Annotated in this window: 19 protein-coding genes; 11 read left to right on the top strand and 8 right to left on the bottom strand. The window is 71.7% G+C overall.

Going from position 1 to position 22,944, the window contains the following annotated elements; translation table 11 throughout:
- The first annotated feature begins 188 nt into the window (after window positions 1–188).
- The 7 genes from ACIQM4_RS18860 to ACIQM4_RS18830 all read left to right on the top strand — a co-directional run bounded on the left by ACIQM4_RS18860 (window position 189) and on the right by ACIQM4_RS18830 (window position 10,638).
- Entirely contained in the window at window positions 189–1,394 is a 1,206-nt protein-coding gene (locus tag ACIQM4_RS18860) for a zinc-dependent alcohol dehydrogenase (RefSeq protein ID WP_401592686.1), read from the top strand.
- Window positions 1,395–1,560: 166 nt separating this feature from the next.
- Complete coding sequence (locus ACIQM4_RS18855) at window positions 1,561–2,730, top strand: AI-2E family transporter (RefSeq protein ID WP_401592684.1); 1,170 nt, start codon at window positions 1,561–1,563, stop codon at window positions 2,728–2,730.
- Between the two features lie 228 nt (window positions 2,731–2,958).
- On the top strand, window positions 2,959–4,374 hold the full coding sequence (locus ACIQM4_RS18850) for an NAD-dependent succinate-semialdehyde dehydrogenase (protein ID WP_401592682.1): 1,416 nt from the start codon (window positions 2,959–2,961) through the stop codon (window positions 4,372–4,374).
- A 285-nt stretch (window positions 4,375–4,659) separates the two neighbouring features.
- Window positions 4,660–5,487: an aldo/keto reductase gene (locus ACIQM4_RS18845; RefSeq protein WP_401592680.1), complete on the top strand. Its 828-nt coding sequence runs from the start codon at window positions 4,660–4,662 to the stop codon at window positions 5,485–5,487.
- A gap of 230 nt (window positions 5,488–5,717) precedes the next feature.
- Window positions 5,718–7,076, top strand: coding sequence for an acetyl-CoA carboxylase biotin carboxylase subunit family protein (locus ACIQM4_RS18840; RefSeq protein ID WP_401592678.1), 1,359 nt, complete (start codon window positions 5,718–5,720; stop codon window positions 7,074–7,076).
- A gap of 85 nt (window positions 7,077–7,161) precedes the next feature.
- Complete coding sequence (locus ACIQM4_RS18835; RefSeq protein ID WP_401592676.1) at window positions 7,162–9,195, top strand: CocE/NonD family hydrolase; 2,034 nt, start codon at window positions 7,162–7,164, stop codon at window positions 9,193–9,195.
- Window positions 9,196–9,282: 87 nt separating this feature from the next.
- Window positions 9,283–10,638 carry a cation:proton antiporter gene (locus ACIQM4_RS18830; RefSeq protein ID WP_401592674.1) on the top strand — a complete coding sequence of 452 codons (1,356 nt, stop codon included), beginning with the start codon at window positions 9,283–9,285 and terminating at the stop codon, window positions 10,636–10,638.
- Window positions 10,639–10,668: 30 nt separating this feature from the next.
- On the opposite strand, the gene ACIQM4_RS18825 is transcribed toward ACIQM4_RS18830, so the two are convergent.
- Window positions 10,669–11,268, bottom strand: a complete 600-nt coding sequence (locus tag ACIQM4_RS18825) for a flavodoxin family protein (protein WP_401592672.1) — start codon at window positions 11,266–11,268, stop codon at window positions 10,669–10,671.
- A gap of 162 nt (window positions 11,269–11,430) precedes the next feature.
- Window positions 11,431–11,961 (bottom strand): DUF2000 family protein, encoded by a 531-nt coding sequence (locus ACIQM4_RS18820; protein ID WP_401592670.1) that lies wholly within the window; start codon window positions 11,959–11,961, stop codon window positions 11,431–11,433.
- Between ACIQM4_RS18820 and ACIQM4_RS18815 the strand changes: the two genes are divergently transcribed.
- On the top strand, window positions 11,960–12,910 hold the full coding sequence (locus ACIQM4_RS18815) for an AraC family transcriptional regulator (RefSeq protein WP_401592668.1): 951 nt from the start codon (window positions 11,960–11,962) through the stop codon (window positions 12,908–12,910). The two genes, ACIQM4_RS18820 and ACIQM4_RS18815, sit on opposite strands and share 2 nt — an antisense overlap.
- Here the strand turns inward: ACIQM4_RS18815 and ACIQM4_RS18810 are convergent.
- Window positions 12,864–13,358, bottom strand: coding sequence for a flavin reductase family protein (locus ACIQM4_RS18810; RefSeq protein ID WP_401592666.1), 495 nt, complete (start codon window positions 13,356–13,358; stop codon window positions 12,864–12,866). The two genes, ACIQM4_RS18815 and ACIQM4_RS18810, sit on opposite strands and share 47 nt — an antisense overlap.
- 261 nt (window positions 13,359–13,619) lie before the next feature.
- On the opposite strand from ACIQM4_RS18810, the gene ACIQM4_RS18805 reads away from it, so the two are divergent.
- Both ACIQM4_RS18805 and ligD read left to right on the top strand, forming a co-directional pair.
- The gene (locus tag ACIQM4_RS18805; RefSeq protein WP_401592664.1) at window positions 13,620–14,285 is read left to right on the top strand and encodes a DNA polymerase ligase N-terminal domain-containing protein; all 666 of its coding nucleotides are present in this window, start codon (window positions 13,620–13,622) and stop codon (window positions 14,283–14,285) included.
- A 62-nt stretch (window positions 14,286–14,347) separates the two neighbouring features.
- Window positions 14,348–15,271 (top strand): non-homologous end-joining DNA ligase, encoded by a 924-nt coding sequence (gene ligD / locus ACIQM4_RS18800; protein ID WP_401592662.1) that lies wholly within the window; start codon window positions 14,348–14,350, stop codon window positions 15,269–15,271.
- Between the two features lie 366 nt (window positions 15,272–15,637).
- Here the strand turns inward: ligD and ACIQM4_RS18795 are convergent, their stop codons facing one another.
- The 3 genes from ACIQM4_RS18795 to ACIQM4_RS18785 all read right to left on the bottom strand — a co-directional run bounded on the left by ACIQM4_RS18795 (window position 15,638) and on the right by ACIQM4_RS18785 (window position 19,158).
- Window positions 15,638–15,811, bottom strand: coding sequence for a CsbD family protein (locus ACIQM4_RS18795; RefSeq protein ID WP_401592660.1), 174 nt, complete (start codon window positions 15,809–15,811; stop codon window positions 15,638–15,640).
- A gap of 173 nt (window positions 15,812–15,984) precedes the next feature.
- A complete protein-coding gene (locus ACIQM4_RS18790; protein WP_401592658.1) occupies window positions 15,985–17,199 on the bottom strand; it encodes a nitrate/nitrite transporter in 1,215 nt (404 codons plus the stop codon).
- Window positions 17,200–17,391: 192 nt separating this feature from the next.
- On the bottom strand, window positions 17,392–19,158 hold the full coding sequence (locus ACIQM4_RS18785) for an MFS transporter (protein WP_401592656.1): 1,767 nt from the start codon (window positions 19,156–19,158) through the stop codon (window positions 17,392–17,394).
- 298 nt (window positions 19,159–19,456) lie between these two features.
- Here ACIQM4_RS18785 and ACIQM4_RS18780 point away from each other — a divergent pair, with 298 nt between their 5' ends.
- Window positions 19,457–20,509, top strand: coding sequence for an NAD-dependent epimerase/dehydratase family protein (locus ACIQM4_RS18780; protein WP_401592654.1), 1,053 nt, complete (start codon window positions 19,457–19,459; stop codon window positions 20,507–20,509).
- Between the two features lie 157 nt (window positions 20,510–20,666).
- Here the strand turns inward: ACIQM4_RS18780 and ACIQM4_RS18775 are convergent, their stop codons facing one another.
- Together ACIQM4_RS18775 and ACIQM4_RS18770 are read right to left on the bottom strand one after the other, a co-directional pair.
- The gene (locus tag ACIQM4_RS18775) at window positions 20,667–21,971 is read right to left on the bottom strand and encodes a sensor histidine kinase (RefSeq protein ID WP_401592652.1); all 1,305 of its coding nucleotides are present in this window, start codon (window positions 21,969–21,971) and stop codon (window positions 20,667–20,669) included.
- A 5-nt stretch (window positions 21,972–21,976) separates the two neighbouring features.
- Entirely contained in the window at window positions 21,977–22,801 is an 825-nt protein-coding gene (locus tag ACIQM4_RS18770) for a response regulator transcription factor (RefSeq protein WP_401592650.1), read from the bottom strand.
- Window positions 22,802–22,944: the final 143 nt, after the last annotated feature.

Genomic DNA, 22,944 nt, shown 5'->3' with positions numbered 1-22,944 from the left:
GCCGGCCTCCGTGCGGGCCGCGGCACCAGGGCCCGCCACATCGGTGCCCCCGGGGGCAGATCCAAAACTCGACCTGCGCCGGTGTGTGACTGGCACGAACATGGGAAACCGGGCGTAGTGACCCAAGTGCGGCAGGCCGCCCAAGAGCGGCACGCCGCAGAACGGCTCGTGGAGGAGGCGAAGGTTCGATGCGTGCACTGACCTGGCACGGCAAGCGTGACGTGCGGGTGGATACCGTTCCCGATCCGCGGATCGAGGAGCCGACGGACGTGATCGTACGGATCACCTCGTCCGGTATCTGCGGCTCGGACCTGCACCTGTACGAGGTGATGGGCCCCTATCTCGATCCGGGCGACATCCTCGGCCACGAGCCGATGGGCATCGTCGAGGAGGTCGGGCCCGAGGTGACGGCACTGGCGCCGGGCGACCGGGTGGTGGTCCCGTTCAACGTCTCGTGCGGGCACTGCTACATGTGCGACCGGGGCCTGCACTCGCAGTGCGAGACCACGCAGGTACGGGAGCGGGGCATGGGCGCCGCCCTGTTCGGCTACACCAAGCTCTACGGGCAGGTGCCGGGCGGACAGGCGGAGTTCCTGCGGGTGCCGTTCGGGAACACCCTCCCGATCAAGGTGGAGCACGGGCCGCCCGACGACCGCTTCGTCTACCTCTCCGACGTGCTGCCCACCGCCTGGCAGGCCGTCGAGTACGCGGACGTACCGCCCGGTGGCTCCGTCGCCGTGCTTGGGCTCGGCCCGATCGGTGAGATGGCCGCCAGGATCGCCCAGCACCGCGGGGCCGGCCTGGTCATCGGCGTCGACCTGGTGCCCGCCCGGCTCTCCCGGGCGCACAGCCGCGGCATCAAGGCCATCGACCTGCGCGCGCACGGCAAGCAGATCGGCGACGCGATCCGCGACCTCACCGACGGGCGCGGGCCCGACGCCGTCATCGACGCGGTCGGGATGGAGGCGCACGGCGCACCGGTCGCCAAGGCCGCCCAGTGGGCCGCGGGCCTGCTGCCAGACGCGCTGGCGGAACCGCTGATGGCGAACGCGGGACTCGACCGGCTGAGCGCCCTGTACGCGGCCATCGACATCGTCCGCCGCGGTGGCACGATCTCCCTGTCCGGGGTCTACGGAGGCGCGGTCGACCCGCTGCCCCTGCTGACCATGTTCGACAAGCAGATCCAGCTGCGCATGGGCCAGGCGAACGTCCGCCGCTGGACGGACGACCTGCTGCCGCTGCTCACCGACCAGGACCCGCTCGGTGTGGACGACTTCGCCACCCACAGCATGTCGCTGGAGGAGGGCCCGAAGGCGTACGAGATGTTCCAGGCCAAGGAGGACGGCATGATCAAGACCCTGCTCAAGCCGTCGGAGTCCGCCGTCCGTAAGTGAGGGCAGGCCGCAGAAGTCCGCCGCTCGGAGGTGACGTCCGGGCGGCGGACCCCTGCGCAGGGAAGTGACCGAGTGACCTCCGGACGGCGAATCTCGCCGTCCGGAGCTGTGAGCCGGACAGGCGGCTTCAACTCCGCATTATTCTTCGGTAGTTAAGGCTGACAGGATGTCCGACATGTTGAGTTCTGCGAAATCCGCTGCCGCGCTCCGGCGCTCGGCACGCATATCGACCGAGGCACTGTTGGTGCTCGCGATGGCCGCGGTGGTCCTGTGGCTGCTGGGCCGGATGTGGTCAGTGGTCTGGCCGGTTGTCGTGGCCCTGTTGCTCACGACGCTGACATGGCCGCTGGTCCGGTTCCTGCGCGGGCGCGGCTGGCGCCCCGCGCTGGCCGCCTCGCTGGTGACCGTGCTCTTCCTGCTGGTCTTCCTGGGCATCGTGGCACTGATCGCGGTACCGGTCGCCTCGCAGTCGGGCCAGCTGAGTGACGGGGTGGTCGCGGGCCTCCAGCAGCTGCGCGAGTGGGCGTCGGGGCCGCCGCTGAACATCGGCGACGACCAGATCACCGGCGCCTTCGACTCGGCGGTCGAGCGCATCCAGAACAGCGCGGGCACCCTGGTCACCGCCTTCGGCACGGGCGTGAGCACCGTGGTCAACGGCCTGGTCACCGCGGTACTGGCCCTCTTCCTGATGTTCTTCTTCCTCAAGGACGGCACCCGCTTCCTGCCCTGGCTCACCCGGCAGCTCCCGGGCCGCCTGGCCACCGACCTCCCGGTGCTGGCCGACCGCTGCTGGGCCACGCTGGGCGCCTTCGTCCGCTCGCAGGCGCTCGTCGGCCTGCTCGACGCCGTCTTCATCGGCATCGGGCTGTGGATCCTGGGCGTGCCCCTGGTGCTGCCGCTCGCGGTCCTCACCTTCGTGTCCGCGTTCGTACCGATCGTGGGCGCCTTCTTCGCCGGCTTCGTCGCGGTGCTTATCGCCTGGGTGTCGAACGGCACCACGGACGCGTTGATCGTGCTCGCGATCATCGTTGTGGTGCAGCAGCTGGAGGGCAACGTGTTCCAGCCCATGATCCAGAGCCGTGGCCTCGGACTGCACGCGGCCGTCGTCCTGATGGTGGTCGTGCTGGGCGGCAGCCTGGCGGGTGTGGTCGGCAGCCTGCTCGCCGTACCGGCGGCCGCGCTGGCCGCGGTGGTCTGGAACTACGTACGCGACGAGCTCAGTGATCCGCCGGGACCCGGTGAGGCGGACGGGGCCACGGGCCCCGGCGGCGGGGAGGAGCCGGACCCCGAGCCGGACCCCGAGAAGTCACCGGCCGGCACCCCCGCGTCGGCGTAGCCCCCGGTACACACCCCCTGCGTCGGCGTAGCCTCCGGTACTCCCGGGACCGGCTACGCCGACGCTTTCGTTTCCGTCCCGTTCCGCCGCGGAAACCGCGCGCGGCGTCGGCAGCGGGGTGTCATGGGTCATTAGTACGGTTTGCGTATGTACGCACCGGGTAACCCGCAGAGCGAGCGCGGCACAGATTTGCGCCGTTTGTCCTCACTTTGTCGTTCTGGAGGTTCCATGTCGGACCAGCGCAAGAGTGCGTTCGCCACCGTCAATCCGTACACCGGGGAAACCGTCGAGGAGTTCCCGCAGATCGAGGGCAAGGAGGTCGACTCCGCCGTCGAGACCGCGGACCACGCGTTCCGTGCCTGGCGGCGCCGGCCGGTCGAGGAGCGGGCCGCCGTGCTGGAGCGCGCCGCCGGGCTGATGAAGGAGCGCAAGGAGGACCTTGCGCAGACCATCACCCTGGAGATGGGCAAGCTGATCGGCGAGGCGCGCGGCGAGGTCGACCTCGCCGCCTCGATCCTTTCGTACTACGCCGACAACGGTCCCGGATTCGCCGCCGCGGAGCCCCTGGACGTCGAGGAGGGCGAGGCCTACCTGGTCAGCGAGCCGCTCGGGGTGCTGCTCGGCGTCATGCCGTGGAACTTCCCGCTCTACCAGGTGGTGCGGTTCGCGGGGCCCAACCTCGTGCTCGGCAACACCCTCCTGGTGAAGCACGCCGGCATCTGCCCGCGGTCCGCCCTCGCGCTGGAGACCCTGTTCCGCGACGCGGGCGCGCCCGAGGGCGTCTACACCAACCTGTTCGTCAGCCACGACGAGATCTCGCGCGTCATCGACAGCCCGCTCGTCCGGGGTGCGTCGCTGACCGGCAGCGAGGGCGCGGGCTCCAAGGTCGCCGAGCGGGCCGGCCGGAACATGAAGCCCAGCCTGCTGGAGCTGGGCGGCAGCGACGTGTTCGTCGTGCTCGACGGCGAGAACCTGGAGCGCACCGTCGGCGCCGCGGTGTCGGGCCGGATGGCGAACACCGGACAGAGCTGCGTGGCGTCGAAGCGGTTCATCGTGCTCGACGAGTTCTACGACGACTTCGTGGCCGGCCTCCGCCGCGGGCTGGAAGCGCTGAAGCCGGGCGACCCGTCCGACGACGCGACCACGCTGGGCCCGCTCTCCTCCGAGCAGGCGGCCGAGGACCTGGTCGAGCAGATCCGCGAGACGGTCGAGCAGGGCGCGGAGCTGGTCACCGGCGGCAACCGGATCGACCGCCCCGGCGCCTTCGTCGAGCCGACCCTCCTCACCGGCGTCGAGCCGGGGATGCGGGCGTACGCGGAGGAGCTGTTCGGCCCGGCTGCGGTGGTCTACCGGGTCGCCGACGAGGACGCGGCCGTCGCCCTCGCCAACGACAGCCAGTACGGCCTCGGCGGTTCGGTCTTCTGCGCGGACGTCGACCGCGGCCGCCGGGTGGCCGAGCGGATCGAGACCGGCATGGTCTGGGTCAACCACCCCACCTCCACCCAGGCGGACCTGCCGTTCGGCGGGATCAAGCGCTCCGGCTACGGGCGGGAACTCTCCCAGCTCGGCATGCGGGAGTTCGTCAACCGCAAGCTGGTGCGGATCCTGCCGCCCGACGCGGAACTGCGGGGAATCGCGGGCTGACAGGCGCCCGAACCAGCAGCACCGGGAACTGACCGTCAAGCCCCGACCGCGGACCGCCGAGCCTCGACCGCGGACCGCCGAGCCTCGACCGCGGACCGCGGACCGCGGACCGCGGAGCCCGAACCGCGGGCCGCACAGCACACCCCCGCCCAGCACACCCCCGCCCAGCACACCCCCGCCCAGCACACCCCCGCCCAGCACACCCCCGCCCAGCACACCCCCGCCCAGCACCAACCGCACAGCACACCCCCCACACAGCACCAAACGCACAGCCAAGGAGCACCCGTGTCCGCAGTACCCGACATCACCCTCAACAACGGCGTCAAGATCCCCCAGCTCGGCTTCGGCACCTTCCAGATCCCGCCGGAGGACACCAGGGAGACCACCCTGGCCGCGCTGGAGGCCGGCTACCGGCACATCGACACGGCGCAGATGTACGGCAACGAGAAGGAGGTCGGGCAGGCGGTCCGTGACTCCGGGATCGACCGCTCCGACATCTTCGTCACCAGCAAGCTGAACAACGGCGCGCACGAACCCGACGACGCCCGCAAGGCGTTCGACCAGAGCCTGGAGGACCTGGGCCTGGACCACCTGGACCTCTTCCTCGTGCACTGGCCGCTGCCGGGCAAGGGCGACTTCGTGGAGACCTGGAAGGTCATGGAGGAGATCTACCGCTCCGGCCGCGCCAAGGCCGTCGGCGTCTCCAACTTCCAGCCGCACCACCTGCGCCGGCTCATGGAGGGCAGCGTGGTGGTGCCCGCCGTCAACCAGATCGAGGTGCACCCCTACCTCACCCAGGACGACGTCAGGGCCTTCGACGCCGAGCACGACATCGCCACCGAGGCCTGGTCGCCGATCGCACAGGGCAAGGTGCTCGACGACCCCACGATCAGCCGCATCGCCGAGCGGGTCGGCAAGTCGACGGCGCAGGTCACGCTGCGCTGGCACCTGCAGCGCGGTGACATCGTCTTCCCGAAGTCGGTGACGCAGAAGCGGATCGAGGAGAACTTCGACCTGTTCGACTTCGAGCTCACCGAGGGCGACATCGGTGAGATCTCCGCCCTGAACCGCGACGAGCGCACCGGCCCCGACCCGGACAAGTTCAACGGCTGACCACCACTGGCATGCCACCGCCCCCGCCCGGTCCGGCCGGGGGCGGCGGCGCGGGCATGTCCGCGCCCGTAAAACCCGTAAAACCGAAGCGCCCACACGGCTGTGCGAAGCGCCTACGCGGCTGTGCGAATCCGGCGGTGTGAATTCGGACATGTGAATTCGTACGTGTGAAACCGGTGGTGCGAGGAAGTCGACCACGGCACCCCCGAACACAACGAACGGACTGAACGTTGAGCGACGGACATGCCTCCAGGAACGCCCACGGGAACACCCCGGACGAGAACGCCCGCAAGAACATCTTCGTGGTCGGTCTCGACGAGGCCAACCTGCCGACCCTGAACGCGGTCCCGCACGCGGACGAGTACCGCTTCCACCCGCTGCTGACCATCGAGGAGCTCCAGGTCGGTGAGGTCTCCGTGCCCGACCTGATCGAGAAGGCGACCGCCGTCCTGGACGCCTTCGACGGCACCATCGACGCGATCGTCGGCTACTGGGACTTCCCGGTCAGCACCCTCGTGCCGATCCTGAGCGAGCGCTACGGCACCCGCAGCACCAACCTCGCCTCGACAGTCAAGTGCGAGCACAAGTACTGGAGCCGGCTGGAGCAGGAGAAGGTCGTCGAGGAGCACCCGAGGTTCGGGCAGGTGGACCTCACGGCCGACGACCCCGTCCCGCCGGAGGGCATGAGCTTCCCGATGTGGGTCAAGCCCGCCCTCTCGTACTCCTCGGAACTGGCCTTCGGCGTCAAGGACCAGAAGGAGTTCCGGGAGGCCGTCGAGGAGATACGCCAGGGCGTCTCCCGGGTCGGGCGGCCCTTCGAGTACGTACTCGAACAGCTCGACCTGCCCGAGGAGATGGCCGGGGTCGGCGGTCAGGTCTGCCTCGCCGAGGAGACGCTCACCGGGGTCCAGGTCGCCGTCGAGGGCTATGTGCACGACGGAGAGGTCACCGTCTACGGCGTTCTCGACTCCATCAACTACCCCGATTCCTCCAGCTTCCTGCGCCACCAGTACCCCTCCGCGCTGCCGGAGCCGGTGATCCGCAGGCTGCACGACGTGTCCGGGCGCGTCATGCGGCAGATCGGCATGGACCAGGCCACCTTCAGCATCGAGTACTTCTACGACCCGCGGACGGACGCGCTCAACCTGCTGGAGATCAACCCGCGGCACTCGCAGTCGCACGCCGAGCTGTTCGAGTACGTCGACGGCGTCCCCAACCACCACTGCATGCTCAGCCTCGCGCTCGGCCGCGACCCCGCGATGCCGCACCGGGCGGGCCCGTACCAGGTGGCCGCGAAGTGGTACTACCGCTGGTTCGCCGACGGCACCGTGCACCGGACGCCACGACCGCAGGACATCGAGCGGATCGAGCGGGAGATCCCGGGTGTACGGATCGACGTCGTGCCCGCCGAGGGGCAGCGGCTCTCCGACACCGAGCAGCAGGACAGCTACAGCTACGAACTCGCTCACATCTTCACTGGCGGCGACAGCGAGGAGGACATCCGCGCGAAGTACGACCGCTGCGTGGCCGCCCTCGGTCTGGAGTTCGCCGAGACCGCGCCGGGCGGCCGTGAACTGAAGAACGTCTGACCACATTTCGCGCGCGCCGCACGTCCGCAGGGCACCGGCGCGCCGCACGTCCGCAGAGCACCGACCGAAGGAGCTGCCCCACCGCATGCGTTACGTGAGCAACCTTCCGTACACCACCAAGGAGGAGGAGCACGTCGTCGTCCCCGCCAGGGACGGCACCCGCCTCTCGGCCCGCATCTGGCGCCCGGACTCCTCCGACGACGAGCCCGTGCCCGCGGTGCTGGAGTACATCCCCTACCGCAAGCGCGACCTGTCCGCCGTACGGGACTCCATCCACCACCCGTACATCGCCGGGCACGGCTACGCCTGCGTCCGCGTCGACCTGCGCGGCACCGGTGAGTCCGAGGGAGTCCTCGCCGACGAGTACCTGGAGCAGGAGCAGACCGACGCCGAGGACGTCCTCGCCTGGCTCGCCGAACAGCCGTGGTGCGACGGGAACACCGGCATGATGGGCATCTCCTGGGGTGCCTTCGCCGCCCTCCAGACCGCCGCCCGCCGTCCGCCGTCCCTGCGCGCCGTCGTCCTCGCCTCGTTCACCGACGACCGCTACGCCGACGACATGCACTACATGGGCGGCGCCATGCTGTCCGACAACCTCGCCGAGGCGGGCACCATGTTCGCCTACGCCACCTGCCCGCCGGACCCGGCGGTCGTCGGGGAGCGCTGGCGCGACATGTGGCACGAGCGGATGGAGAACACCCGCCCGTGGATCCTCAACTGGCTGCGCCACCAGCGCCGCGACGACTACTGGCGGCACGCCTCGGTCTGTGAGGACTACTCCGCGGTGCAGGTCCCGGTGCTCGCCTCCAGCGGCTGGGCCGACGGCTACTCCAACGCCGTCACCCGGGTGCTGGAACACCTGGACGTCCCGCGCAAGGGGCTCGTCGGCCCCTGGTCGCACAAGTACCCGCACCTCGGCGAGCCCGGTCCCGCCATCGGCTACCTCCAGGAAGTCGTCCGCTGGTGGGACCACTGGCTCAAGGGCGCCGACAACGGCGTCATGGAAGGTCCCATGCTGCAGGCCTGGATGCAGGACAGCGTGCCGCCGTCCACGTCGTACGAGGAGCGCCCCGGGCGCTGGGTCGGCGAGCCCTCCTGGCCCTCGCCGCACATCAAGCCCGTCAGCCGCCCGCTGCTGCGCCACCGCATCGCCGCGGAGGGAGCTTCGGTGCCGGACGGGGGCGGCGAGCCCATGACGGTGCAATCGCCGCTCTCCGTCGGCCAGTTCGCGGGCAAGTGGGCGTCCTACAACGCCCCGCCCGACCTGCCCTACGACCAGCGCGAGGAGGACGGCGGCTCCCTCGTCTTCGACACGGAACCGCTGCGCGAGCAGGTCGAGATCCTCGGCAGCCCGACGGTCGAGCTGGACCTCTGCGTCAGCGAACCCGTCGCCACCGTCGCCGCCCGGATCTCCGACGTCGCCCCCGACGGCAGCGCCACCCGGGTCACGTACGGCATCCTCAACCTCACCCATCGCGGCGGCACCGGTGAGCCGGAGGAGCTCGAACCGGGCCGCCGCTACCGGGCCACCGTCCAGCTCAACGGGGTGGCCCAGGCCTTCCCGCCGGGCCACCGCATCCGGCTCTCCCTGTCGACGTCGTACTGGCCGCTCGCCTGGCCCGCGCCCCGCCCGGCGCTGCTGAGCGTGTACGAGGGCACCAGCACGATCACCCTGCCGGTACGCCCCACCGACGAACCGGACGAGCTGCCGCAGCAGCCCTTCGGCGAACCCGAGGGATGCCCGCCGCTCGCCACCACCCGGATCAGCCCGCCGGAGGAGCGCTGGGAGGTGCGCCGCGACCTCATCGGCTACGGCTCGGCGCTGGAGATCGTCAAGGACCGAGGCACCGTACGCATCGACGGCATCGGCCTGAACACCGCTCTGCGCGCCGAGGAGCGCTACACCGCCACCGCCGACGACTTCACCTCCGTCACGGGCGAGACGGCCTGGACGATGCGCTTCGGGCGCGACGACTGGGACGTACGGGTGGAAACCAGGACCGAACTGCGGTGCACGGAGAAGGAGTTCCTCGTCGATGCGACTCTCGACGGGTACGAGGGCGGCAAGCGGGTGTTCTCGCGCACCTGGAACGAGACCGTGCGACGCGATTCCCTGTAACTTGCCCGAACACTCCGCGCCGAGCGCCGCGACCACCACCACCAGGTCCACCGACAGCCGTGGACAACAGCCAGGAAAGGACGTCCAGTGACCCTCGCCGACGCCGTGTTCGCCTCCGCGGGAGCGGGGGCACTGCTCGCGGCGGTGCTGCCCCGGGCACTGGCCGGGCGTCCGGTCTCGCTGCCGCTGATCTTCCTGGCGGGTGGCTTCCTCGTCTATCTGCTGCCGCTGCCGCTGCCGGAGATCGACCCGGTGCGCGACCGGATGATGACCGAGCACCTCACCGAGATCGGCGTGATCATCGCCCTGATGGGTGCGGGACTCGCGCTCAACCGGCCGGTGGGCAGACGACGTTGGTCCACCACCTGGCGGCTGCTCGGCCTCACCATGCCGCTGACCGTGCTGGTCACCGCGCTCGTGGCGTGGTGGCTGCTGGACTGGCCGCCGGCCGCCGCGCTGCTGCTCGCCGCCGTCCTCGCCCCCACCGATCCGGTGCTCGCGTCGGAGGTGCGGGTGGGGGAGCCCACCGCGGACGAGCACGACGAGGACGAGGTGCGGTTCTCCCTGACCAGCGAGGCGGGTCTCAACGACGGCCTCGCCTTCCCCCTCGTCTACGCGGCGGTCGCCGTGGCCGCGGCGGTGGGCGGCGGCTGGTCCACGGGCTGGGTCGGTGGCTGGGTGCTGGAGGACGTCCTGTTCAAGGGCGTCGTAGGGGTACTGGGCGGACTGCTGATCGGCCGGCTGCTCGGCTGGCTGTTCTTCCGGCCCCGCTCATCGGTGCTGCGGCTGTCCACGCACCGCGAGGGCTTCGTCGCGCTCGGCGCCACCTTCCTCTCGTACGGGGTGACGGAACTGGCGGGCGGTTACGGCTTCCTCGCCGTGTTCACCACCGCCTGTACGATCCGGGCGGCCGAGCGTACCCACGGCTTCCACAACGTGCTGCACGACTTCGTCGAGCAGGTCGAGCGGCTGTTCACGGCGGCGGTCCTGTTCCTGCTCGGCGCGTTCATCGCGACCGGCGGTCTCGCCGCGCTGACCTGGCGGGGCGCGCTCGTCGGGCTGGCGGTGCTGCTCGTGATCCGTCCGCTGACCGGCTGGGCGGGCCTGCTCGGCGGCAGCCTGCGGGGCCGGGAGCGGTGGGTGGTCGCGGGCTACGGCATCCGGGGCATCGGCTCGCTGTACTACCTGGCCTATGCGCTGGGGGAGACGAAGTTCCCGGTGCCGGAGCGGGAGTTGTGGGCGGTGGTGACGTTCACCATCCTGATCTCGGTCGTGCTGCACGGCGTCACGTCGGGGCCGGTGGTCACCCGACTGGACCGCCGCCGCAAGGGCGCGTCCGCGGAGCAGCGCGAGGAACAGTCCGCCGGGCAGCGCGAGGAACAGCAGGATGGCGCGTCCGCGGGGCAGGAGGAGGCGGCCGCGCAGCCGGACCAGCCTCACTGATCCCGGCCGCGCAGCCGTGCGGGGCCGGGATCAGGACGCCGGGTAGGGGGTCCGGCGCAGCTGCTCGGCCAGGTGCAGGGCGTTCACCGCGAGGGTGTGCGTGGTGGAGGCCACGGACTCCGGGGTCTCGTCCAGGTCCTGGTAGTCGGTGCCCTGCTGCGCCTCGCCGACCCAGTACGTCACCGCGCCGGGCGCCAGCGAGAAGCCGAGGTCGTTGAGGCCCTGGAAGAGGTCGGCGCTCACCTTGTGCGCACCGTCCTCGTTGCCCACCACGGCGACGGTCGCGACCTTGCCGTACGTCAGCAGGCGCCCCTCCTCGTCCGACTCGGAGAGCTCGGCGTCCAGGCGCTCCAGCACCCGCTGGCAGACGCTGGACGCGTGACCGAGCCAGATGGGGGTGGCGAGCAGCAGGATGTCGGCGGCCAGCACCTTCTCCCGCAGGGCGGGCCAGGCGTCGCCGTCCCCCATGTCGAGCTCGACGCCGGGGCGCACGTCGTGGTCGACCACGCGCACCGTCTCCACCTCGGCCCCCAGCTTCGCGAACTGCGCGCCGGCCTGTTCGGCCAGGTGCTGACTGCTGGAGGGCTTGGGGGACGGGCTCAACGTACAGACCAGGGACAACACGCGCACGGCGAACTCCTTTCGGCCCGAGGGCCGCGGGGGCGGGGATCGATCACGGGGATCTCTGACAGAGATCGATGACGGGGATCGACGTACCCAACAGATTCCCAAAATGTCGATTCCCACCCCTTGCGTCCCACCTCTTGCGCCCGTATGCGTGCCCGAGCGGGGTCACGGGTGCATGTGCGCGCCCTTGAGCACCTTGTCGACCGCGTTGCGCGGTCCGTGGACCGCGATGCCGACCAGGTCGAGGTTGTCCTTGCCCACGGCACGCACCGCCGCCCGGTTGTCCCGGTCGTTACCCGTGCCGAACAGGTCCGAGGTGAAGACCGACGCGGGCAGTGCGCGGGAGAGCGCCCGGGTGTGCGCGGCGGTCAGGTTCTCCTTGGTGCCCTCGAAGACCAGCACGGGCTGGCGGAACATCGGCAGGTACGGGGTGCCGTCGGCGTCCGCGTACGGTTCGCCGACCAGCTCGGGCACCGCCGTGCCGAGCCCGCTGACCAGGAAGGCGGTCACGTTCAGCCGCTGCCAGGTCTCCAGGTCCTCGCGCAGCAGCACGGCGATCTTGGTGTCGAAGCGGACGGGCGGCGCGGTGTCGGCCGCGGGGGAGACGGAGACGGGCGGCGCGGTGTCAGCCGCAGGGGACTCCGGGGAGGCGGAGGGGGTGGGGGAGGGGGAGAGGGGTGTCCGGTCGGTTCTCATGCTTCGAGACTCCCGCGTCGGGGACCCCCGGGTCTTGTACGTTCTTTGCGTGAGCCCCGAAGCGCCCCGGCCGGAACCCCGGCAGGAAGTCTCCGCCTGGCGGCCCCGGGTTCCGGGCATCGTCGAGGTCTTCCACGCGCGCTTCACCGAGCACGCGTACCCGATGCACGTGCACGACGCGTGGACCGTGCTCATCGTCGACGACGGCGCGGTCCGCTACGACCTGGACCGGTTCGCCCGTGGCACCCCGGGCGACACCGTCAGCCTGCTGCCGCCGCACGTGCCGCACAACGGCTCGCCCGCCACCGCGCGGGGGTTCCGCAAGCGGGTCCTCTACCTGGACATGACGCAGCTCGACGAGAGCCTGATCGGCGCCGCCGTGGACGGCCCCGACCTCGCCGACCCCGGCCTACGCCACCGGGTGGGCCTGCTGCACGCCGCCCTCGCACACCCCGGTGACGTGTTCGAGGCGGAGAGCCGGCTCGCCCTCATCGGCGAACAGCTGCGCACCCGGCTGAGCCCCGGGGCGCCGGCGCGGGTCCCGGCGACCGACCGGAGGGTGGCCAGGGATGTCCGCGAGCTCCTGGACGCCCATCTGGCCGCGGGGATCACCCTGGAGGAGGCGGCCCGCCTCGTGTACGCGCACCCCACCCATCTCGTACGGGCGTTCAGTGCCGCGTACGGGATCGCCCCGCACCAGTACCTGATGTCCCGCCGGGTCGACCGGGCGCGCCGGTTGCTCCTCGGCGGCCGGCCGGCCGCCGAGGTGGCGACGGCCGTCGGCTTCTACGACCAGTCCCATCTGACCCGGCACTTCAAGAAGATCGTGGGCACGACCCCGGGCCGGTACGCGAAGGGCGGTCCGGCGCATGCACCTGCCTCTGCCCCGGCCCCTGACCCGGTCAGCCGGGTACCGGATGACCGGCGGGGATGTCGGCTGCCTGGCTGAGCCGCAGGACCTCGGCGGGTGCGTCGGGGTGCAGCCGGGTCCGGACCGGCGCGAGCAGGAAGCCGGTGTGGTCACCGTCGGCACCGCTGTCGAGGCGCTCCACTATGCGACCGACGAAACACGCGGCGGCGTCGGTCAGCAGCGGTGTGCCGTCCGGGCCCTCGGTCCAGTCCAGACCGGCGAACTTGTCGGTCTCCGCGCTGCACCGGGCGCCGAAGCGCTCCGCGAGGTCGTGGCGTTGCGGGAGCAGGTGGACGGCGAGGAAGTCCGCGTGGCGGGCGAGCCGGTAGGTGTGGTTCTCCTGGGAGAGCCACACCATGAACAGCTCGGGACTCATCGAGCACTGGGAGGCGAACCCGACCAGGCACCCGGCGCGCCGGCCCTCGGCCGCGACGGTCACCACGTAGGCCGGGGAGTCCACCAGACCGAGGAACGAGTCGAAGCTCACGGTTACGTCTCCTGGCGGGTTGGCGGGTTGGCGGGTTGACAGGTGTGCTCGTGGGCGGGGGCGGGGCGGGTGTCCGCGCCCCCTGAGCGCGGGTCCCCCCGTCGTACGGTGTGAAACGGGTCGGACGGCGCCTCCGACGACGCCGCCATCGACAACGGCGCCTCCGACGACGCGGTCGGCACCGGGCGGCGGTCCGTCTGATGCGCGGGGTCGCGCCGCCGTCGATGATGGGTTCCGGGACCCGGCAGGAAGGTGGCGGTGGTGAGCGAGAAGGACGGCCTGCGGACCTACCGTGGCAAGCGGCACTTCGACCGGACGAGCGAGCCCTCCGGCGAGCGTGCGCGGAAGGACGGTGACGAGCCCGTGTTCGTGGTGCAGATCCACGACGCGAGCACGATGCACTTTGACTTCCGTCTGGAGGTCGACGGCGTACTCAAGTCCTGGTCGGTGCCCAAGGGGCCGTCCACCGACCCCCAGGACAAGAGACTCGCCCTCCCCACCGAGGACCACCCCCTCGACTACCAGGACTTCGAGGGCGTCATCCCGCAGGGCGAGTACGGCGGCGGCACCGTCATCGTCTGGGACACCGGCACCTACCGGCCGACCAGCCACGACAGGCGGAACCGGCCGGTGCCCTTCGCCGACGCGCTCGACAAGGGGCACGCCACCTTCGAGCTGCACGGCAGGAAGCTGCGCGGCGAGTACGCCCTCACCCGGTTCCACGGCCGCGAGGAGAAGAGCGGCGGATCCGCCGCCAAGCCCACCTGGCTGTTGGTACGAAAGGGCCGGACGGGGCAGCAGACACAGCAGACAGGTGACACCGCCGTCGGCACCCCCGACCCGCACCGGGCCCGCTCGGTGCGCAGCGGGCGCACCCTGCGGCAGGTCGCCGACGAGGAGAGCGGGCAGGGCCGGGAGCAGGGCTGAGCGGGCCGGTGGGACACGGAGCGAAGGAGGCGAGAAGTGTGAGCTCCACCCGGGAGCGAAGCGTGAGCTCCACCCAGGAGCTGCGGGTCGGCCGCCGTACCGTCGAGGTGAAGCGGGCCGACAAGGAGCTGTTTCCCGAGGACGGCATCACCAAGGCCGACCTGGCCGAGTACTACCGCCGGGTGGCACCGCGGATGCTGCCCGAACTGCGCGGCAGGCCGCTGATGCTGGAGCGGATGCCGGACGGCATCGACGGCAGCCGCTTCTACCAGAAGGAGATCTCCGACTACTTCCCTGAGTGGATCCACCGCACCGCGGTCGCCAAGGAGGGCGGTGAGGTCACGCATGTGGTCTGCGACGACACGGCCACCCTGGTGTATCTCGCGAGTCAGGCGTGCATCACCGCGCACCGCTGGCTGAGCCGCGCGGACCGGCCGCGCAGTCCCGACCGGCTGGTCTTCGACCTGGATCCGCCCGCCGACGAGTTCGGGCCCGTGCGCCGCGCGGCCCACCAGCTGCGCGAGCTGCTCGACGAGCTTGAGCTGCCGTCGGGGCTGATGACCACGGGTTCCCGGGGACTGCACGTGGTGGTGCCGCTGAACCGCCGGGACGACGCCGACGACGTGCTGGAGTTCTCCCGCGCCGTCGCGCGGGTGCTGGCGGACCGCCACCCGCGCGAGCTGACGACCGAGTCCCGCAAGGACGCCCGCAAGGGGCGGCTGTATCTCGACGTCGCGCGTAACGGCTACGCCCAGACCGTGGTCGCACCCTTCGCCATCAGGACCAGGCCGGGCGCGCCCGTGGCCGCGCCACTGGACTGGGACGAGCTGGACGCCCCTGAGCTGACGGCCCGCCGCTGGACGGTGACCGACCTCGGCGACCGGCTGGAGAAGGACCCCTGGGCGGGGCTGGCCCGCCGCGGGCGCGGCATCACGCGGGCGGCGCAGCGGCTGCGGACCTTGGCGAGGAACGAGGGCCGGAAGTAGCGCGTGGCAGGTCCGGCGGGGGACTCCGGTCCGGACCGGCACGTCCGGAGGGCCCGCACCCGGTTTCTGCGCGCGGTTTCCGCACGCGGCACGGGTCTCACACCCGGTTTCCGCGTACGGGCACGGTTTCCGCGTAGCGTACAGGCGCCATTTCCGCAGGCGGCGCCATTCCCTCGCGGCCACGGGGCGCCATTCCCGCAGGAGGCACCATCCGATATTCCCGCAGGAGGCACCATCCGATGCGGCACGAAGCGAATCCGCTCCCGCGCGGGGCGCCGTCCGCCGAATTTCTACCGGGCCGCACATACCGGTGGGCCGCCCCTTTTCGGGGCGGCCCACCGGCGCGCTGATACATCGTGCCAGGGGTCAGTCCTTGACCGCGTCCTTGGCCTTCTCCTTGGCCTTGCGGGCGTCGCCCTTGGCCTGGTCGCCCTGGCCCTCGGCCTGCAGACGCTCGTTGCCCGTGACACGGCCGGCCGTCTCCTTGGCCTTGCCCTTGGCCTGCTCGGTGGCGGCCTGTGCCTTTTCGTCCGCTGCCATGACGCTCAACTCCTCGCAATTCGCTTTCGAACGGGCTGCGAAGCCCTCATCGAAGCGGATGTCCCCGGTCCGAGATCTGAAACAGAAAGCACGGGAAGAAATTCTCCGCGCCCCGGCGGGCCTGATTGCCGCGCCCCTGCGGGCCCGAATGACGCGCTCCGGTGGGCCGATTCTCACGCGGTCCGGCGCAGTGTCCGCATCCGGACGTACGCATAGACGCAGCCGGCCAGGGCGAGGTCGGAAAGCAGCATGTAACCGATCGAGTACGAGTCCTTGGCGCTGTAGATGGCGCCCATCAGCAGCGGCGGTACGAATCCGCCCAGGCCGCCGACGGCGCCGACGATGCCGGTGACACTGCCCACCTGGGCCTGCGGGGTGACCTGGGAGACCAGGGCGAAGACGCTGCCGCCCGCCGTGCCGAGCCCGGCCGCCATCGCGAGCAGGGCGATCGTGCCGACCGGCGCCAGCGCCGGGTCGAAGGCCTGGACGATCGCGAAGAGGGCCACGGCGGCGAGGGCGACGGCCGTGACGAGCGCCGGGTGGAACCGGTCCGACAGCCGCCCGCCCAGGGGCCGGAAGAGGACGGTGACCAGCGCGAACCCGGCGGCCTTGGTACCCGCGTCGGTCGGCTGGAGCTCGTACCAGGTCTTGAGGTACGTCGGCAGGTACACGCCGAATGCGACGACTCCGCCGAACCCGATGGCATACAGCGCCGACAGCTCCCAGGTCACCCGCAGCCGCCCGGCCTGCCCCAGCCGCGAGGAGAGCGAGGCGGCCGGCACGATCCGGTCCGGCCGGTCCGTGATCAGGACGGCCCCCAGCGCCGCGAACACCACGAGGGCGACGGCGACGAAGACGAAGGGCAGGTTCTCCCCGTGCGCGGCGATGCGCGGGGTGAAGTATCCGGACAGCGCCACGCCGCCCATGCCCATGCCGAACACCCCGAGGGCGAAGCCCCTTCTGGCGGGCGGGAACCAGGAGTTGACCAGCGGGACGCCGATCGCGAACGTCGTGCCGCCGAGCCCCAGCAGGAAACCGACCAGCAGGAGCATCGGGTAGCTGTTCCTGGCGGGGATCAGCAGCAGGACCGGGACGACGGTGAGCGCCGAGACCAGCGGGAACATCAGCTTCGCGCCGTACCTGTCGGTGAGCGCACCCACCGGGATGCGGCCCACCGACCCCACCAGGACCGGAATCGCGACGAGCAGGGACTGCTGGAAGGAGCTGAGGCCGAGCCGTTCCTTGTAGCCGACGGCGAGCGGAGCGATCAGGTCCCAGGCCCAGAACGTGAGCATGAATCCGAGTGTCGCCACGAAGAGATTGCGGTACGCGGCGGCTGACGGCTTGCCGTCCGCTGCCTTGGCTGCCTCGGTCTGCTCGGTCTCCATACCGCCAGTCAAGACAGCGGACCGGGCCGGGGCGCGGGGAACTGGGCCGTACGCAGTACGCAGTACCCGGGGACCCGGGGCAGCCCCCGAGCCCCCACCGGTCCGGGGCGGCCCCCGAGCTGGAAGAACCCGGCGGCCCGGGGCGGCCCCCGAGCCGGAAACCCCTCGGAGCGCCCCGCGACCGCGTCGCCGCTACCCCTGGAGCAGGGTCCCTGCGGTCGCTACCAGGCCCAGGTCCATCCGCACCGCGCGGCTCTCGCCGTGGTGCGTGGCGGCGGAGGCGCGCGGGGCGTGGCCCGCCGCCGTCGTGGCCAGGACGTACGGGCCGGCGGCCGGGACCGCGAGCGTGTAGTGACCGTCGGAGTCGGTCAGTGCGGCGCCCGCCTGACGGCCGAGACGGTCGATCAGCGTCACCTTGGCGCCGGTGACGGGCACGCCCGCGGGGTCGAGGACGAGCCCGCGGAACGCGGCGAGAGCCTCCTGCGCCGTCTCGGGAGCCGTCTCCGTCGGGTGCGCCAGCAACGCGTCCTGCGCACTGCTCGCCCGCAGCTGCACGTGCTGGACGACCTCGCGCCGCTTCGGCAGGCACAGGGCGAGCGCGAGACCCACCACGACGGCGCCCGTGGCGATCAGGAAGGAGACGCGGAAGCCGTGCATGGTCGGGATCGCGACGCCACCCGCGTGCTGCGCCGTGTTGGCGAGCACCATGCCGATGACGGCGGACGACACGGAGGTGCCGATCGAGCGCATCAGGGTGTTGAGGCCGGTGGCCGCGCCCGTCTCGGACGGGTCGACCGCGCCGATGATGAGCGCGGGCAGCGAGGAGTAGGCGAGGCCGATGCCCGCACCGATGACGACCGAGATCACCACGGTCTGCCAGGCGGCGCTCATCAGGCCGAGCCCGGCGCCGTAACCGATCGCGATGATCAGCATGCCGAGGATGAGCGTCACCTTCGGGCCGTAGCGCGCCGACAGACGGGCGTAGACGGGCGCGGTGATCATCATCGTCAGCCCGAGCGGCGCGACGCACAGGCCCGCCGTCACCATCGACTGGCCGAGACCGTAGCCGGTGGCGGAGGGCAGCTGGAGCAGCTGGGGGAGGACCAGGGAGATCGCGTAAAAGGCGACCCCGACCATGATCGAGGCGAGGTTGGTGAGCAGCACCTCGCGGCGGACGGTGGTGCGCAGGTCGACCAGCGGGGCCTTGAGCCGCAGTTCCATCACTCCCCAGGCCAGGAACACCACGAGCGCCGCGGCGAACAGGCCCAGCGTGGTGCCGCTGCCCCAGCCCCAGTCACTGCCCTTGGTGACCGGCAGCAGGAGCAGCACCAGGCCGAGGGAGAGGCCCAGCGCTCCGGCGACGTCGAAGCTGCCCCTGGCGCGCAGCGGGCTCTCGGGCACGACGGTGAGCGTCAGGACGATCGACACCACACCCAGGCCGGCCGCGCCGAAGAACAGCGCGTGCCAGTCGGCGTGCTGGGCGACGAGTGCGGCGACCGGCAGCGCGAGACCGCCGCCCACGCCTATGGAGGAGGACATCAGGGCCATCGCCGAGCCGAGCTTCTCGGCCGGCAGCATGTCGCGCATCAGGCCGATGCCGAGCGGGATGGCGCCCATCGCGAAGCCCTGGAGGACGCGGCCCCCGATCATCACCAGGAGCTGGTCGGTGAATCCGCAGACCAGCGAACCCACCACCATGATCGCGAGGCTGACGATCAGCATCCTGCGCTTGCCCGCGAGGTCGCCGAGGCGGCCCATGATCGGGGTGGACACCGCACCGGCGAGCAGGGTCGCGGTCATGACCCAGGTGGCGTTGGACGGCGAGGTGTTCAGCAGCTGCGGCAGGTCCTTGATCACCGGAACGAGCAGCGTCTGCATGACCGCAACGACGATTCCGGCGAAGGCGAGTACGGGGACGACGCCGCCTGTTCGGCGAGTGCTGGTCGTCGACTGAGACATTGCGGAGGGCCTCCGGAAGGCGGTCTCGGGAACGGCGAGGATGCGCGGGAGCAGCGGAGCGCGAACATCGGCGTGTGGGGGCGGGCAGGTTACGTGTAGCTCGAACCTGTTTCCCGGGGCGACTATTCCGACGGTCGCCGTACGAGGAAAACCTTGACCTTCCCATTGCCTGAAGCGGGAGGACCGCTTCCGGTTTTGGGTGTGTTCGGGGGTTTCCGGCAGCGGCACTCCTTACGGTGCGGTGACGTGACAGCGTGCCCGGCGGGCGGAGGTGCCACCGGCCCCTAGCGTCGGTGCCATGCGTGTACTTGTGACAGGCGGGGCGGGCTTCATCGGCTCGCACATCGTCCAACAGCTGCTCTCCGCCGACCGCGAACCGGTGGTGTTCGACGCCCTGCTCCCGGCCGTGCACCCCGTCCCGCCCCGGCCACCGGCGGGTGTCGAAGGGGTGCACGCGGACGTACGGGACGCGGCGGCGGTCCGGCGGGCGCTGCGCGGCGTGGACGCGGTGTGTCATCAGGCGGCCATGGTCGGCCTCGGCAAGGACTTCGCGGACGCCCCCGACTACGTCGGCTGCAACGACCTGGGGACCGCGGTGCTGCTCGCCGGGATGGCCGAGGCGGGGGTGGGGCGGCTGGTGCTGGCGGGTTCGATGGTCGTGTACGGGGAGGGGCGTTACGACTGCCCCCTGCACGGCACGGTGCGGCCGGGTCCGCGCAAGGAGGCCGACCTGTCCGCCGGACGGTTCGAGCCCCGGTGCCCGCGCTGCGGGGCGGAGTTGGCGCCGGGAGCGGTGAGCGAGGAAGCGCCCGCCGACCCGCGCAACGTGTACGCCACGACGAAACTGGCGCAGGAACACCTGGCGGCGGCCTGGGCACGCGGCACCGGAGGCAGGGCTCTGTCGCTGCGCTACCACAACGTGTACGGCCCCGGGATGCCGCGCGACACCCCCTACGCGGGCGTGGCCTCGCTCTTCCGCTCGGCCCTCGCCCGGGGTGAGGCGCCCCGGGTCTTCGAGGACGGCGGGCAGCGGCGGGACTTCGTCCATGTGCGGGACGTGGCGGCGGCCAACGTGCTGGCACTGGAGTCGCTCGACGCACGGGAACCGGGCGCGCTGACGCCGTACAACGTGGGCAGCGGTGATCCGCACACCGTCGGGGAGATGGCGGCGGCCCTGGCCACCGCGCACGGCGGTGAACAGCCCGTGGTGACTGGCGAGTTCAGATTGGGCGACGTACGGCACATCACGGCCGACCCGGCGCGCCTGCGGGCAGACCTGGGGTGGCGCCCGGCGACGGACTTCGCGGCAGGCATGACGGAGTTCGCGAAGAGCGGGCTGCGGGGGGAGTGAGGGGCGCCGGGAACGGGGGGCGGAGGGGGAGCGCGGTGGACGGAGGAGGGGTGCCGCGCTCGCCGCTACGCCCGTGCCGCGGGGGACGGAGGAGGAGTGCCGCGCTCGCCGCTACGCCCGTGCCGCGGGGGACGGAGGAGGAGTGCCGCGCTCGCCGCTACGCCCGTGCCGCGGGGAGCGTGACCTCGAAGCGGCAGCCGCCGGGGACGTTGCGTACTTCCGCGCGGCCCGCGTGCGCCTCCACGATGCCGCGCACGATGGCCAGACCGAGCCCCGCGCCCGCGGGCGGGGTCCGGGCCGCCGTACCGCGCCAGCCGGTGTCGAAGACCCGGGGCAGGTCCTCCGGCGGGATGCCGCCGCAGCCGTCGGTGACGGAGACGACCACGGTGCCGTAACCGGAGCCGGAGCCGGAGCCGGAGCCCGAGCCGGAGCCGGAGCCGGAGCCCGAGCCGGAGCCGGAGCCGGAGCCGGAGTAGGTATTGGAGCGGGTGCCGGTATCGGCGTTGGGGCCGGTGCTCGTGTCCGGGCCCGCGCCGACCACCGTGCCGGAGCCCGCCCCGACCACTGTGCCGGCGTCCGCGTCGGCCCGGTGTTCGGCGGTGATCGCCACCGTGCCGTCGGCGGGCGTGTGGCGGATCGCGTTGGTCAGGAGGTTGGCCAGCACCCTGGTCATCTCCTTGCCGTCCACCTCCACCGGCACCGCGTCGACGCGGTCGCCGACCAGGTGCACCCCGCGCTCCCTGGCGAGTGGGTCCGCGCCTTCGAGCACCTCGCCGACCAGGTCGTAGACCGACATCCGGGCCGGTGCGAGGGCCAGCGCCCCCGCGTGGATGCGGGAGAGTTCGAACAGGTCGCCGACCATCGAGTTGAGCCGGTCCACCTCGGTGCGGATCTGCCGGTGGTAGCGCGCGGTGTCGCGCACCATCCCGTCCTCCAGCGCCTCCGACATGGCGCGCAGCCCGGCCAGCGGGGTGCGCAGGTCGTGCGAGATCCAGGCGACCAGTTCCCGCCTGGACGACTCCAGGGCGCGCTCGCGCTCACGCGAGGCGGCCAGTCGCGCGCTCGTCGCGGCCAGCTCGCCGCTGAGGGCGGCCAGTTCGGCGGGGGCCGGTCCCGGCGGCGCGGTGAAGGTGCCGCCGATACCGAACTCCCTTGCCGCCAAGGCGAGTTCCCGGGTGCGTACGACCAGCTGCCGGCCGAGCAGGAGGGCGCCGGCCAGGGACACCGTCGCGGCCATCGCGACGACCAGGGTGACCACGGAGAGGTCGTGGGCGGACAGGAACATCGCCTGGGCGACGGCGAGGGTCCCGGCGAGCATCGCGATGACCGCGACCGCGACGACCACGGCGAGCGACACGGCGATCGAACGGCGCCGCAGCAGCCGCAGGACGAGGGCGCCGAGCAGACCGGCCGCGGCTGCGCCGAGGAACGCGTACAGAGCGATCAGCAGAAGGTCCTGCACGGCTCTCAGCCCTTCTCCGTCGAGGTGGGGCCCACTTGCCGCGGGCCGCCGGTTTCATGGTGCCGCGGGCCGGTGCCGATCCCCCGGGGGGCGGCCTCCTCGTGCCGCGGGCCTGGTTCGTTCTTGTGCGGGCCGGTGTCATCCCGCCGCGGGTCGAAGCGGTACCCGGCGCCCCAGACGGTCTGGATCAGTCTCGGGGCCGCGGGGTCGTCCTCGACCTTGCTCCGCAGCCGCCGCACGTGCACGGTCACCGTGGAGAGGTCGCCGAACTCCCACCCCCACACCTCCCGCATCAGCCGCTCCCGGCCGCACACCTCGCCGGGGTGCCGCAGGAAGTAGGTGAGCAGGTCGAACTCCCGCAAGGTGAGCGCGAGTTCACGCCCCTCCCTGGTCGCGCGCCGGCCCACCGGGTCCACCTCAAGGCCGGGGGCCCGCAGCGGGGGCCCCGGCTGCGCCGCGACGGTGGCCCTGCGCAGCACCGACTCGACCCGCAGGACCAGCTCCCGCGGGCTGAAGGGCTTCGTCACGTAGTCGTCCGCGCCGACCTCAAGGCCGAGGATGCGCTCCTCCTCGTCGCTGCGCGCGGTCAGCATGATCACCGGCACCGGGCCGCGGGCCCGCAGCTCGCGGCAGACCTGGAGTCCGTCCATGCCGGGCAGCATCAGGTCGAGCACCACCAGGTCGGGCCGGTGCAGACCGGCCGCGCGCAACGCGCCCGGCCCGTCCTCGGCGCGGTCCACCGCGAAACCGGCCCGCTCCAGATAGCCCGTGACCACCTCGGCGACGGTCGGGTCGTCGTCCACGACCAGGATTCTCCGCACGTGTTGCATGCTCCCAGCCTCGCACCGGCTCACACCGGGCAGGCACCGGGAACGTCCTGGCCGGGGGCGACGTCCGTGTTTCGTAAGGTCTCCCTGCCCCGTTTCACCCCCTTCCGGTTCGTACGGTGAGGCCGTGACCGAATGGAACCTCT

The sequence above is a fragment of the Streptomyces sp. NPDC091272 genome (assembly GCF_044757485.1).
GTDB lineage: Bacteria > Actinomycetota > Actinomycetes > Streptomycetales > Streptomycetaceae > Streptomyces.
The sequence above is the reverse complement of the archived record's forward strand: the minus strand, read 5'-3'. Positions and strand labels throughout refer to the sequence as shown.